This is a genomic window from Anaerohalosphaera lusitana, assembly GCF_002007645.1.
GTDB classification, from domain to species: Bacteria; Planctomycetota; Phycisphaerae; order Sedimentisphaerales; family Anaerohalosphaeraceae; genus Anaerohalosphaera; species Anaerohalosphaera lusitana.
In genome coordinates this window covers 1356249-1369172 of the sequence record NZ_CP019791.1, presented here as the reverse complement: position 1 = coordinate 1369172, position 12924 = coordinate 1356249, and the positions used below count along the sequence as shown (strand labels likewise).

10 protein-coding genes and 1 tRNA gene are annotated in these 12924 nt (G+C 49.8%); 4 read left to right on the top strand and 7 right to left on the bottom strand.

Annotated elements, in window-relative coordinates:
• Window positions 1-4: 4 nt before the first annotated feature.
• The 3 genes from STSP2_RS05835 to STSP2_RS05825 form a co-directional block, all read right to left on the bottom strand.
• Window positions 5-1705, bottom strand: coding sequence for a LamG-like jellyroll fold domain-containing protein (locus STSP2_RS05835; protein ID WP_146660753.1), 1701 nt, complete (start codon window positions 1703-1705; stop codon window positions 5-7).
• The gene (locus STSP2_RS05830) at window positions 1702-2289 is read right to left on the bottom strand and encodes a sigma-70 family RNA polymerase sigma factor (RefSeq protein WP_146660751.1); all 588 of its coding nucleotides are present in this window, start codon (window positions 2287-2289) and stop codon (window positions 1702-1704) included. Before STSP2_RS05830 ends, STSP2_RS05835 begins: the two co-directional genes overlap by 4 nt.
• Before the next feature lie 86 nt (window positions 2290-2375).
• The gene (locus STSP2_RS05825) at window positions 2376-2933 is read right to left on the bottom strand and encodes a hypothetical protein (protein ID WP_146660749.1); all 558 of its coding nucleotides are present in this window, start codon (window positions 2931-2933) and stop codon (window positions 2376-2378) included.
• 441 nt (window positions 2934-3374) lie between these two features.
• On the opposite strand from STSP2_RS05825, the gene STSP2_RS05820 reads away from it, so the two are divergent.
• On the top strand, window positions 3375-4121 hold the full coding sequence (locus tag STSP2_RS05820; protein ID WP_146660747.1) for a recombinase family protein: 747 nt from the start codon (window positions 3375-3377) through the stop codon (window positions 4119-4121).
• Between the two features lie 57 nt (window positions 4122-4178).
• Here the strand turns inward: STSP2_RS05820 and STSP2_RS05815 are convergent, their stop codons facing one another.
• The 3 genes from STSP2_RS05815 to STSP2_RS05805 form a co-directional block, all read right to left on the bottom strand.
• Window positions 4179-5075 (bottom strand): helix-turn-helix domain-containing protein, encoded by an 897-nt coding sequence (locus tag STSP2_RS05815; RefSeq protein WP_146660745.1) that lies wholly within the window; start codon window positions 5073-5075, stop codon window positions 4179-4181.
• A gap of 1146 nt (window positions 5076-6221) precedes the next feature.
• Entirely contained in the window at window positions 6222-7478 is a 1257-nt protein-coding gene (locus tag STSP2_RS05810; protein WP_146660743.1) for a tyrosine-type recombinase/integrase, read from the bottom strand.
• Window positions 7479-7596: 118 nt separating this feature from the next.
• A tRNA-Phe gene (locus tag STSP2_RS05805) sits at window positions 7597-7669 on the bottom strand.
• A gap of 214 nt (window positions 7670-7883) precedes the next feature.
• Here STSP2_RS05805 and STSP2_RS05800 point away from each other — a divergent pair.
• Window positions 7884-8192: a hypothetical protein gene (locus STSP2_RS05800; RefSeq protein WP_146660741.1), complete on the top strand. Its 309-nt coding sequence runs from the start codon at window positions 7884-7886 to the stop codon at window positions 8190-8192.
• Between the two features lie 35 nt (window positions 8193-8227).
• On the opposite strand, the gene trmB is transcribed toward STSP2_RS05800, so the two are convergent.
• On the bottom strand, window positions 8228-8851 hold the full coding sequence (trmB, locus tag STSP2_RS05795) for a tRNA (guanosine(46)-N7)-methyltransferase TrmB (protein ID WP_146660739.1): 624 nt from the start codon (window positions 8849-8851) through the stop codon (window positions 8228-8230).
• A 236-nt stretch (window positions 8852-9087) separates the two neighbouring features.
• Between trmB and STSP2_RS05790 the strand changes: the two genes are divergently transcribed.
• Both STSP2_RS05790 and ppdK read left to right on the top strand, forming a co-directional pair.
• Entirely contained in the window at window positions 9088-9783 is a 696-nt protein-coding gene (locus STSP2_RS05790) for a cysteine hydrolase family protein (RefSeq protein ID WP_146660738.1), read from the top strand.
• Window positions 9784-10125: 342 nt separating this feature from the next.
• On the top strand, window positions 10126-12837 hold the full coding sequence (gene ppdK, locus STSP2_RS05785) for a pyruvate, phosphate dikinase (protein ID WP_205848009.1): 2712 nt from the start codon (window positions 10126-10128) through the stop codon (window positions 12835-12837).
• The last annotated feature ends 87 nt before the right edge of the window (window positions 12838-12924 follow it).

Below are 12924 nucleotides of genomic sequence, written 5' to 3'. Positions count from 1 at the left end.
ATCCTCAGGGCTTTGTCATTTGATAAAACTGCTCAATCTCGTAGGCCTGCAAAGTACGATCAAACACTGCAATTTCGCCAATAATTCCATTGAACTTTGATTCCGAATAAGGGACATCAATTACGTTGCCGACCACGATCATTTCAGCATCAGCAGAAGGACCTGAAAAAGCAAAGTCGTGTTCACTGTACAGTTCTCCATCTATATAGAACTTTGCCTCCGTACCATCATGCGTCACTGCGAGGCACCTCCAATGGTCTCCAATAAACAAAGGCGGGTCGGAATAAGCCCCTTCTGGATCACCTTTCGAGTATCTGATTAACTGTAAGCGGTTTCGCTGAGAACTATCAATGTGCTCTTTTCCAAAGTAGGCAAACTGATAACTGACATCCTTAGGATTTCGACATGATATAATGTGCCCTCCTTTGGCAATATCAGGGCATTTGACCCAAACAAGTATCGTGATGGGGCCTGCGATATTCAACAGGGGATCCGATGGGATAACCACGGCATCATTTTCATCCTTGCTAAACTTTAAAGCCGTTTTGCCAGCCCAACGCCCATCTACCCATTCAGGCTTAGAATAACCGGAAGTGCCAAGCCCCCCATTTAACGCAACTGAACTAGCACTAGTTACACGGTTAATCAGTTTTTCAGGCCTTGATTCTTCGCGTTGAAAATCATAATGTGCTACCAGATCCGGATCACGTCTCAGTTGGTAAGAGTGAGCAAGCCATCTGCCGTAAGAATCCCCCTTGCTGGCCAGAATTCTCGCGTTGAACTCTTCATTACGTACAAAGTCGATCTCGCTGCATGCAGCCTTGCGAATAAAACCCGTTCTATCCACTAACAGGGCTTCACTAGAATTTATGTTTATCTTATCAGCTTGGGAAGGGAACAGTGCAACTTCGCCCTGGAAGACACCTACCGCAGTGCCGCCGGATTCACTTACTTCAACTCCAAATTCGGTCCCAAGGTCAAGTATTTTTCCCGCCGGCGTTTCTACTGAAAAGCCCACCGCCTGGCGATCGACATGAGCTGCAAGCTTGCCTGAACTGAGAATCAGCTTGTCTTGAGAGACTGGCTCAATGACCGCTGGTCCTTCCAGGACAATGTCTGCACCGCCCATAAAAGTGATTCGTGCCAGCCCCTCGTTGAGTTGCAATTTTTTCGCCCTTATCGCCCCATCCCATTCAGGGGTATCCACGCTTTGATCCCAGACCGCATCAACACTACCGTCCAGATAAGCTACAATTGGTGGTTTTGCTGGTGTCAACAAGACCAGAATAAGAATGAGAAGAAGGGCAGCACTGGAAACAACAGCAGTATACAGGCTCCATCGCGACACTTCTCGTAGAGAATCAGCTTCGGGTATATTATTTTTGCTCTGAGAAACACCGTCATATTCACTCTGCTCGAAACTCTGTGGCACATCAATCTTAGGCGCAGTCTTCTCAACTTTAGCCAGTTCCTGCCAGACGTATGGATTCAGCTCCGGCCGGTCGGCTTCTGACAAGTCCCCAACTTTACCCTCCAAAGACAGACCCGCATATACTCTGATAAAATCGTAGTAGTACGCCAAACACTCATCATCTCGCGAAAGGATTTCAGTCAGCTCATTCCCTCGCTGATAGCTTATATTGCCCTCTAGCGAATCTAGTATAAGCTCACTTAAATAAACGTAAAATTTGTTGTCATGTCTCAAAGTGATTCCTCCGCAGCAAGTGTGCGACGAATGCACATAACGAGTGTATTGTGAATTCGAGACATACTCCGGTAAATCCCTTTGACCGGCTTTGACAAAAATTCGGCGAGGTTCTTTGGAGCCATCCCTTGTTCATATCTCATCTGCAAAAGTTTTCTGTCTCTCTCATCCAAACGTTCCACACATTCTCGCAGTGTCTTCAGAAGTTCTTCATTCTGACCAGACTTTTTTTCAGCTGCAGCCCCCATCTTTTCCAGAATATCTGCGGGAAATTGGACTGGCCTTGCTTTATTCTTGCGGTAAAAATAAAGCACTTGGAAATAGGCAATCCGTATTCCCCAACCGGCAAAATTGGTTCCCTCCTTAAATTCGGAAAACTTTGTCCACATAACAGTGGCGGTTTCCTGCATTATGTCGTCCGCATCTGAACGGCTGGGCACAAGCGTAAGTATGTATGAGTATATTTTCCGGTAATTCTGTGTTAACAACCGAAAATAACAAGATGTCGCATCCTTTTCACCTGAAGAGGATTCGGGCACTTCATCCCCATTTATCCAATTGAGTTTTTTATTTTCAGATGTCATTCGAAGTCACCCGTTATACTGATTAGCATCTTTCTCAATGTCATATAGCGCCGACAAGCGTTTAGTCCGCACGAAAAATCAAAAAATCAGCTAAATTTTGCATGTACAAGTATCTGGCCATCAAATTCCGTTGCAGAACGATTCGACATCTCCAGTCGAACCTGTTGCTCGGTTTTGGCATCTTCACCAATAGAATGGTTAGCGGTGCTGTCCAAAATATTTGTTTTGGACCATTGTGAGATACTTCGATAGAACTCCTTGAGAAGCTCGGGATAAGTCCGCACCCGCTGAAGGAAGTTCCACGCTCCGCTGCTGGGTGCGTCTTCTGGTCTGACATCCGCAACGTCGATATGGTCGAAGACCCACTGGACAACTGCTCTTGCTGTGACGTTCGGTCTGTTTTGATAAATATCTCTGCTAATACCGTCCCCGCTATCCAGCCCAGAATCCCCGCCATCAGAAAGATCAGCAACTGTTGCATCCAAACCTTGGTTTCCAAAGTCCGGCTCAAATTCTCGACGAGCCTTTGCCCATGCTTCTTTAGGGCTGAGTTCATCTCGTTTAAGTCCTTCACGAAGTTTGATAAATTCATCCCAACGACCTTCACGCTTTAACCGTTTTTTGAATTGTTCTTTAGTTTCCACAATGCAATTTTTTACGGCACGAAAGATTTGGTCAAACCGCCTGAAAACTTTTTTTGAAAAATGGTATCGCGGCTTTCGACCTAAGTAGGAGTCCCGGCGGCAGGCCGGGCGGGGGTGTGGTTCGGATCTGAGTCGGCAGGAGTCCCACCGCGAAAATTTATTTGTTGTCCCTCGCGCGTCGCGCGCGAGAACGTCCAACCGTTTCGCAGTGTCATCGCCCTGGCTCCCCTACCGCCTGCGACAACAGCGGCCAACAGCTGGTGTGATGGGAACCCACCACGCCAAAACGATCTGATCGGCCGACCGAAAGACCAAATTCAATCCGTCATCGCCTCGCGCGCGTGAGCCAGCAACCCGCCGACTTGAGTTATCACAAGACATGGCCATAACAGCTAAGCATAAAAAGATCGTGAATTTACCTTTTAGCTATTGCCGCTCTCGATGCATTCTGATACACTTACAGGCATGATCAGCCAACCATCCCAATCAACTCGCAAGGCAATTCTCTATGCCAGATTCTCACCCAGGCGAAACGCAGATCAGTGTGAGTCCATCGAAACCCAGTTCGACCTTTGCACTGACTACTGCATCAACAACAACCTTGAAATCGTAGCAAAATTCAACGACAAAGCCCTCTCAGGATCAGACGAAGATCGACCTGGCCTGTGGTCTGCAATGGATGCTCTCAAACGTGGTCACTGCCTTGTGGTCTATCGCCTGGACCGCTTGGCCCGCAGCGTTTACCTCAGCGACATTATCGAACGCACAGTCAAAAAGAAAGGCGCATCGATCGTCAGCATATCAGGTGAGGGTACATGGTCGGACAACGATGAAGACTGGCTGATCCGCAAGATTCTCCAAACCCTGGCAGAGTACGAACGCAAGGTAATAGCCGCCCGCACCAAAGCTGCCATGCTTCGCCACCAGGCCAACGGCAAACGCATGAGCAAACACCCGCCATATGGTTTCACAGTCGATCCGCTCAACCCCGGCCGACTGATCGAACACGAAACAGAACAGCAGGTCATCCAGCAGATCATCGCAATGAAAGAATCAGGCCTGTCACTGCGTGCTATTTGCCGAGAACTGCAGGAAGCTGGCATTAACTGCCGCGACAAGACCAATTGGCATCACAGCACCGTTCAGCGGATCATACAACGCATCGACTCATGCAGTTCGCCGCTTTAGCCTTCGTTCAACTGCCAGAATTCATCAAGACATCTGTCTTCCTTTGCTCGATTACGCTCATGTCAGCCCGATCTCCCGAAACAGCTTGTCAGCTTCGGCCTCTGAGATTTTACGAGTATGCTTTGCAAGGAATTCCGCTTCCTGCTCCGGTGTGAATGGAATGTTCTTGTCTTTGCTGTCTGAGGGTTTAGTCTGTGCATTACGGTTGTTGTACTTTCCTTCCAGTACCTTGGCGTAATTGGTCGAGTTCTTCAGAAGCCAGTCAATATCGGCTCTCCAGTTCCGATCGTTTTTGCCTGTGAGGAACGATGATCCGGAAACCATGTCTATCAACTCTTGCCAGTTTTCGGCGAACAATCCTTCCGCCATCCGAGCCTTGAATTTGCTTCGCCTCTGGTCTGAGAAAGCCCTGATTCTGGGGAGGTTGTCCTTGGCATTCCAGTAGTCCATAAACTCCACCGGCCGAACCCCCGAAGAGCACTCTTCCTCTTCTTCTTCTATTCTTTCTTCTTTATGGTCGACATGTACGTCGGTATTTACCCCTCTGCACGTCGGTACCCCCGACGCTGTGTCGGTGCTTGATGTCGGTGCCTGACCGACCACTACGTCGGTACCTCCCGGCATGTCGTCGGTGCTTAAAGTCGGGACCCCCGACTTCGTGTCGGCACCTGATGTCGGTAGCTCCATTGACTCTATGTCGGTAACCGCAACCAGGCAACGAACAGCTTGCACGTCATTTTTGTTTTCGATAAGACCACGTTTTCGCAGTTTAGAAACCGCTCTTTCGACCGTCCTGCAACTTGTATTCAGCAGCCGTGCCATCTGTGCATTCGATAGTCGCAATCCGTCCTTTTTGAAGCTGTAGACAAGGCCCATAATGCAAGTTTCGCACAAGCCCTTTAATGGCAGTTTAAAAACTTGTGCAGGAATTCGTATATGATCTACTTTGTTCATACATGTGTCCTTATGTTTGAATGCCCGTTGGTAATTTGCTTGATAACACCCGACAGTACCTGGCTAATGTGTCTCACCTCATTAGTCATAGACTCATCTGTAACCGGCACGAAAAAAGCCTGCAAGTCATTAAGCGTATCTCCAAAAAAGAATAGATACATGTGGTGAGACCAAGTCCTGCAGCCATAAGCTGCCTCAAGCCACAACACACACTGGTCCTCTGCGGACCTGACAAAATCAATAAACGCAGATAATCCCAAAGACACAGATTCGCAGTAAACAGCATTTACAGGTCCAAAGGACAACCCTGACTCAATTTCTACCGATTCGCCATCTCGCAGCCTGTCACCAGTGTCACCGTGTCACCACCTTTGCCCTATTGTTTTTTTATACACACATACACCACGCCCTTTAGTAACATTTCTCTTCGTATGCTATTTTATAACTTGAACCTGGTGACAGTGGTGACAGAGGGATGGAAGCACTCCTGATACCACCCAAAAGGCCATTTTCACGTCACCACTAAACGTTGTGACAGGCTGTGACAAGGTGGTGACAAAACGGCCGAAAAACAACCTTGTGCGAAATCTGGGCCTAATCTCACATCAAAACACACAGGTAACGTCTCCAAGCGTCACCACCTTAGTGCCACTCCCGAGCCCTGACCGGACCGGACACACTGTCCATACCTTTTTCCCTTTGTTATTATATACACACATATTTACACCCCTCTTGTGATCTTTACTATTCTATGCCGTTTTATTGCAAGAAAGCATGGACGGTATGGACGACAAACAAAAAACATGGCTGGTAATACTTCAACTCCTGATTTTCTGTCCATACCTAATGTGTGGACAGGCATGGACGAGGTATGGACAATCAGGCACAATCAACCAATGAATCGAACTTCGGATATTTCCTGCTTATCCATTTGCCGGTTAATAGAATCGTGTCCACACCTTGCCGGCTTAACCTCTGCCCCAGTAATACCCCTGCATTTACCTCAGTGAATTTCTTTTTGCATCCAGTTCAAAAAAGACATAGAAGCTTAAGGCCGCCCTCAAAAATGTGAGTAAGCTTAGATAACATCAAAGCGCAGTATCCGGTCACATCTTTTCAGTTCTTGATTCTACTGAAAATCGAATATCAGCCAAACTTCTGAGCCGCCATATCCGCCAGCCCCTGATTCCGCTCGGCATAGATCTGAGTTGCACTCATATTAGAATGACCCAGCAACGCACCAGCAGTCTCATAGTTGAAAAGCTTGCGAGCCTTTGTCGCCGCGGTATGGCGTAGCTGATACGGCGTCCACTTGGGAAGCTCTTTGTCCGGATCACCGCCCCGCTTTTCTACGTCGCGCCTGGCCGCCTTAACAGCCTTTCTAACCGAATTGCCATAAGTTCCGCTGGTGAAACACTCACCGGGCTTTCTCTTCGGCTCCGGCCTGCGATTACTGCCTGGCCTGTTACCATAACCAGGCGGCGTTTTTCGCTCTTGATGCAATTTAGACAACCTTTGCCTTTCCGATTCTGCTGGTGAAAAACAATAAGCCTCCGGCGATCTAAGCAGGTATGGTCTCAGTATTTCCTGTCCACGCGGTCCTATAGAAATTATTCGCTTGAAGCCGCGATAATCATTCTTATGCCTTTCCGGACAGTAATGCCAAATATCCTCACTCTTTTCGATGTCACAGGGTCTCATGATTACAAGCTCCCCAGGACGCATCCCCGTCAACAACTGAAGTTCGACCATATTTGCAACAACTTTGGTCATGTAAGGCAGGCTCTTGTGAACATGATCCTCGCTGACAGGCTTGATTGGCCTGCTCTCCTTGGCGGCCGTCCTGCCCTTCCTCAATCCCTCAACTGTCGCCAGAGAATTATACAGTACCGAAGATGCGATCTCCCGACTAACGGCCCACTTAAACATTCGCTTGAGTCTGCCCACCCGCTGGTTAATGAGATTCCGGCACCACCCTCGTCCTATCATCTGCTCACGAACTTCCACCAGCTTCAACGGACCAAACTCATCAATTGACAGATTGCCGAAACGGTTAACAAGGGGCTTGATTGAGTACTCGATCTGCTTTACTTCCTTGCCGGGACTGCCGTCTGCCTTCTTGTAATATTCCCGTGCATGAGCCATATAGGCCTTGCAGAGCTCGGCAATATTCTCGATCCGTTCTTCTGGATCCTGTTGTGATTCGAAGACAGCCTTGGCCATCAGCACCTTCGCGCATTCCACAGCCACACAATGGTCCTTAGTCGCTAGTGAAGACCCGAACGGCTTTAAAGGCCGCGACCTCAACTTGTCCTCGCCAGGCAGTTGAACCTTCCACCACCAGCGATTGCCGTTCTTGTAGATTGCCCCCGGAAGATTGTGATTCTTCTTCGCTTTAGCCATTTCAGTGCTCCTTGACCCATAACAAAAGTTATAAAAAAGGTTATAGGGCACGAAAAGAAGAGGAAAGGCCAAAAGAAAAAGCCTCTGTAAGTACTTTGCTTACAAAGGCTTATGATCATGGTCAGGGGCGGATTTGAACCGCCGACACACGGATTTTCAATCCGTTGCTCTACCAACTGAGCTACCTGACCGCTCAAAAATGTCGATGTTCGCATAAATTACCCAACTAATGCTGCCATTGCAAGCAATATATAGTAAAAAATTCAGACTTTATTGCACTTCAGCAAGCATAATGTCATCGGGGAATCCCCCAAATTTATCGAACCACTTCCCCCACCCCCTCGTATAACCTGCCAGCAAATGCGGATAAAACCGCACTAAGAATCTGTTTTGCCAGGGGGCTTTATGAAAAACAACCACCCGAAATATATCACAATCGCTAAAAGTGACGATCGAGAGTTGCTTGAGCGTCTCCTCAAACTCCTTAACAAGAAATCGATCGACGCCCAAGTGATTACCGCGGATCCAGCCGACACGCCAATGCACAGCACCCTTAAAGTCGCCGAACACCAGTACGATACTGCTTACGATTTCGTACAGCACATAACCTCACGCGGCTGCACATTCGGCCTGCCCCACGTGAAAAGTTCCAAAAGGCCCGACCGCAAGGATCGTTCCAGCGTCAAGCAATCCAGATCGACACAAGTTGCCTGAATCCGCTCTGACGCAACCGGCAAAACGAACTAGCTTCACTCTGCTTTCAAAAACGCAAGCGTAAATGTCTGCCGACCTTCCTCAGCATATTTGCGCTCATAGTTTGTCCCCACCATCTCGCCGTCTTCAGCACCCGCTGCCCGCACAAACTCCACCCGCTCGATACGATCACCAAGCCCCTGCGTAACCTCCTCCATCTGCGAAAAATAGCCCGCGTGGTCAGTTGCGACATTCACCCTGCCGCCCGGCACCAGACACCGCAAAACCTCGTCCATGTTCTTCGCATTGAAGAACCGTCTCTTATGATGCCGCTTCTTCGGCCACGGATCCGGAAAATAAAGATGCAGGCAATCCAGCGACTCGTCCGCCACATGCTCACGCAAAAACTGAGCCGCATCCGCCCTTGTTATTCGGACGTTGTCCAACCCCCACCTGCCAATTCTGTCGACCGCATGACAGTAATACTTATTCGCCCACTCGATCCCCAGAAAATTCACCCCCGGCTGGGCCTTTGCCTGATGGACCAGAAAGGTCCCCTTCCCGCTGCCTATCTCAAGATGCACCGCACCATTGCGTCCGAAAATATCCTTAAAATTGAGCCGCCCGTCCAGTTCTTCGCTAGTTAATGAAACATCGGGGTAATCGTTTATTTTCCGCATGATCACAATCTAATTAACATCAAAAACAGCATAACGCCTGACCACAAACCGCTATTTACATACAGCCGTCGAAAAGCAAAAAAGTCTTTGGCTTCAATACCGAAAACCGAACATTTTGCCAGCTCAACCATCTAAAGTCAAGCACTCTGCGGTTCGATAGCATATTGATAGAACCAGACTCCATGCGATGCGTACAACAATGTGAAGTAGATTTGTCTGTATGAGAAAGGTAACTCATGATACGACCTGTGATCACCCTGAGGAGAAGACGGGTCCTTATAGACGTCGACACACAGAAAGATTTCTTTCTTGCCGACGGCAAAGCGCCGATTAGAAACCATCGCAGGGTACTCATCAACATCCGGCGAGTCGTAGCGTGGGCAAGATTGAAAAACGTGCGCATGATCTCAACTATCTGGACACCTATCGACACTTCGCACCAGTTCTGCATCCCCGGAACCTCGGGCCACGAAAAACTCTCATACACAACCCGCGAAAATCACGTCAGCTTCCAGGCCGACGGAAGCACCGATCTGCCCCGAGATATTTTCACGCGATGCGATCAGATCATCCTTGAAAAACGTTCACCAAATCCGTTCGATGAGCCGCGCGCAGACAGAATCCTCAGCGAACTCAAAGCCGACGAATACATTCTCATGGGTGCACTCAACGAAGAAGCTATAAAGAAAACCGCCATCGGACTGCTCGCCAGAAGAAAACACGTCACAGTTCTCACCGACTGCCTCGGCTACCACAACAAAGATACAGCCGAGATAGCGAACAGGCAGATGGAAGCCAAAGGTGCAAAGCTTGCCGAATCAAAAACTCTTCTCGGAGCAAGTCCTCTCCGTCTCGTCCAGGCCTGCGACTGCGACCGCTGCCGGGGGCGCATGACAAAGAAAAATGACGCCCACGAAAAGTCACATTCGTAACATCTCGCGCCGCACGGGCGCAAAGTCGAAAACGATTCTTCAATAATTCCGCAAAAAATGCGCTTCACTCCCCACGTCCAGCCTTTTCAAGGTTGACATATCTCCAACTCTGCCATATATTCAAAGCCCTTTAGCACCGTTCTGCGGGAATGGTCCTAAGGGTTTGCGGCAAAATCAGCAACTGAAGTTCGAGCACGAAGTCGGCACGGTCACAAAGTTTGTCCCGCCCGACGCTGACAGAAAGCAAAGTCGCAAAAACAAAAAGCGCTGCGGTAAAAAGATTTCTGAACACGCGGAGTGTTTGAGAACAAACTTTCATTTACTTTATTGGAGATTTGAATAATGGCAGAGAAACGGGTTTATTTCTTTGGAAACGGCAAAGCCGAAGGCGATGCTTCCATGAAGAACCTGCTGGGCGGCAAGGGCGCCAATCTCGCTGAGATGACTAGCATTGGTGTACCTGTTCCGGCAGGCTTCACTATCGCCACCAACGTTTGCAAAGAATACTATGAAAACAAAGGCAAGTGGCCGGCAGGACTTCGCAAGGAAGTCGACACAAACGTAAAGAAACTCGAGAAGGCTATGGGCCTCAAGTTCGGTGACCCCAAAAAGCCTCTCCTGGTCAGTGTTCGCTCCGGTGCGGCAGTGTCTATGCCCGGTATGATGGACACCGTCCTGAACCTCGGTCTCAATGATGAAGTCGTCGAAGGCATCATCGAAAAGACCGACAACCCACGCTTCGCATACGACATCTATCGTCGTTTCATCGATATGTTCGGTGACGTTGTAATGGGTTGCCATCACGAGAAGTTCGAAAAGGCTCTCCATACAGCCAAGCAAAAGGCCGGCGTCAAGAACGACAACGAACTGTCAGCCGACCAGCTCAAGGCTGTTGTAGAAGACTACAAAAAGATCTACAAGAAGGAAGTTAAGCAGAACTTCCCGCAGGATCCGTTCGATCAGCTCACGAAGTCTATTGACGCGGTATTCGGTTCGTGGAACACTCCACGTGCTGCAAAGTATCGTGAACTCAACAACATCACGGGTCTGCTCGGTACAGCCGTTAACGTACAGGCTATGGTATTCGGCAACATGGGCGAAGACTGTGCAACTGGTGTTTGCTTCACTCGTAACCCATCCACCGGTAAGAAAGAGTTCTACGGCGAATTCCTCCGCAACGCACAGGGCGAAGACGTCGTCGCAGGTATCCGCACGCCGGAACCTCTCAAGAACCTCAAGAAGGAAATGCCCCCGGCCTACAAAGAGCTCACCACCATCATGTCCAGGCTCGAAAAGCACTACAAGGACATGCAGGACATCGAGTTCACTGTTCAGGAAGACAAGCTCTACCTGCTCCAGACTCGTAACGGTAAGCGCACAGCAGCGGCCGCTATCAAGATCGCAACCGATATGGTTCGCGAAAAACTCATCCCGCAGAAGGAAGCTGTCACACGCGTAACACCAGAACAGCTCGACCATCTGCTGCACCCGCACTTCGACGCAAAGGCAAAACGCGACGTCATTGCGACCGGTCTGCCCGCCTCTCCAGGCGCAGCAGTAGGTCAGGTCGTCTTCGATGCCGACACCGCTGAAGAGTGGGCAAAGAAGGGCAAAGACGTGATCCTCGTCAGGATCGAGACCAGCCCGGAAGATATCGGCGGCATGGCTGTCGCAAAAGGTATCCTCACGGCCCGCGGCGGCATGACTTCGCACGCTGCTGTTGTTGCTCGCGGCATGGGTAAGTGCTGCGTCGCCGGTGTTGACGCTGTCGAGATCAACTACAAGACCAAAAAGTTCACTTGCGGCAAGCTCACCGTCAAGCAGGGTGACTTCGTAAGTCTCGACGGTTCCACAGGCCAGCTCATGAAGGGCCAGGTCCCGACCGTCGAACCGGAACTCAGCGGCGACTTCGGCAAGTTCATGAAGATCTGCGACAAGGTCCGCAAGCTTGGCGTTCGCACTAACGCTGACACCCCTGAAGACGCAAAGAGAGCTCGCGAATTTGGTGCAGAAGGTATCGGCCTTTGCCGTACCGAGCACATGTTCTTCGAAGGCAAACGCATCTGGCCTGTACGTCAGATGATCCTTGCTGCTGAAGACTACGCTGCAATGCTCACACGTCTTGACGAAGCTCTTACCAAGAAGGAAGAGACCGAGATCAAGAAGGAATACAAGGACACCAAAAAGCAGTTCGAAGGCGCACTCAAGAAGCTCCTGCCTTACCAGCGTAAGGACTTCGAGGGCATCTTCAAGGCTATGGCTCCAAAGCCAGTAACCGTACGTCTGCTCGATCCCCCGCTGCACGAATTCCTGCCCCAGGACAAGGCTTCACAGTCCGAGATGGCAAAGCAGCTCAAGGTCAAGCCTTCACGCGTTAAAGCCGAAGTTGAAAAGCTGCACGAATTCAACCCGATGCTCGGCCACCGTGGTGTTCGCCTCGCGGTCACCTACCCTGCCATCTACAGGATGCAGGCACGTGCCATCATTGAAGCCGCTCTCAACGTCAAGAAGCAGAAGAAGACTGTCAAGCCTGAGATCATGATCCCGCTGATCGGCTCCGTCGATGAGCTCAAGCTCGTCAAGGAAGAAGTCGTAGACGAGATCAAGCAGGTCTTCAAGGAAAAGGGCACTCGCATCAGCTACCTCGTCGGTACGATGATCGAGATACCAAGAGCGGCTCTGACCGCTGACGAAGTTGCAGAAGAAGCTCAGTTCTTCAGCTTCGGCACAAATGACCTCACTCAGATGGCTATGGGCTTCTCTCGTGACGACGCAGGCAAGTTCCTTGCTGAATACGTCAACAAGGGCATCTACGCCGTCGATCCGTTCCAGGCTCTGGACCAGAACGGCGTCGGTAAGCTCGTCGAGATGGGCGTCAAGCTCGGTCGCGAAACCCGCAAGACTCTCAAGTGCGGTATCTGCGGCGAACACGGCGGCGAACCAAGCTCGATCGACTTCTGCCACCGCGTAGGTCTCGACTATGTATCCTGCTCTCCTTTCAGGGTACCGATCGCACGCCTCGCAGCAGCACAGGCAGTAGTAAAGAACGGTTAATCACTTAACCGCCAAACTCAAAGGGCAGGCCCGAAAGGACCTGCCCTTTTTTCATGAATTATTATCATGCGATACCAAATTTCACAC

Excerpts from the sequence above, each read along its gene's own strand:
- STSP2_RS05830 (WP_146660751.1), bottom strand. The coding sequence starts at position 2,289 with ATGACATCTGAAAATAAAAAACTCAATTGGATAAATGGGGATGAAGTG.
- STSP2_RS05820 (WP_146660747.1), top strand. The coding sequence starts at position 3,375 with ATGCATTCTGATACACTTACAGGCATGATCAGCCAACCATCCCAATCA.
- STSP2_RS05815 (WP_146660745.1), bottom strand. The coding sequence starts at position 5,075 with ATGAACAAAGTAGATCATATACGAATTCCTGCACAAGTTTTTAAACTG.
- STSP2_RS05810 (WP_146660743.1), bottom strand. The coding sequence starts at position 7,478 with ATGGCTAAAGCGAAGAAGAATCACAATCTTCCGGGGGCAATCTACAAG.
- STSP2_RS05800 (WP_146660741.1), top strand. The coding sequence starts at position 7,884 with ATGAAAAACAACCACCCGAAATATATCACAATCGCTAAAAGTGACGAT.
- trmB (WP_146660739.1), bottom strand. The coding sequence starts at position 8,851 with ATGCGGAAAATAAACGATTACCCCGATGTTTCATTAACTAGCGAAGAA.
- STSP2_RS05790 (WP_146660738.1), top strand. The coding sequence starts at position 9,088 with ATGATACGACCTGTGATCACCCTGAGGAGAAGACGGGTCCTTATAGAC.
- ppdK (WP_205848009.1), top strand. The coding sequence starts at position 10,126 with ATGGCAGAGAAACGGGTTTATTTCTTTGGAAACGGCAAAGCCGAAGGC.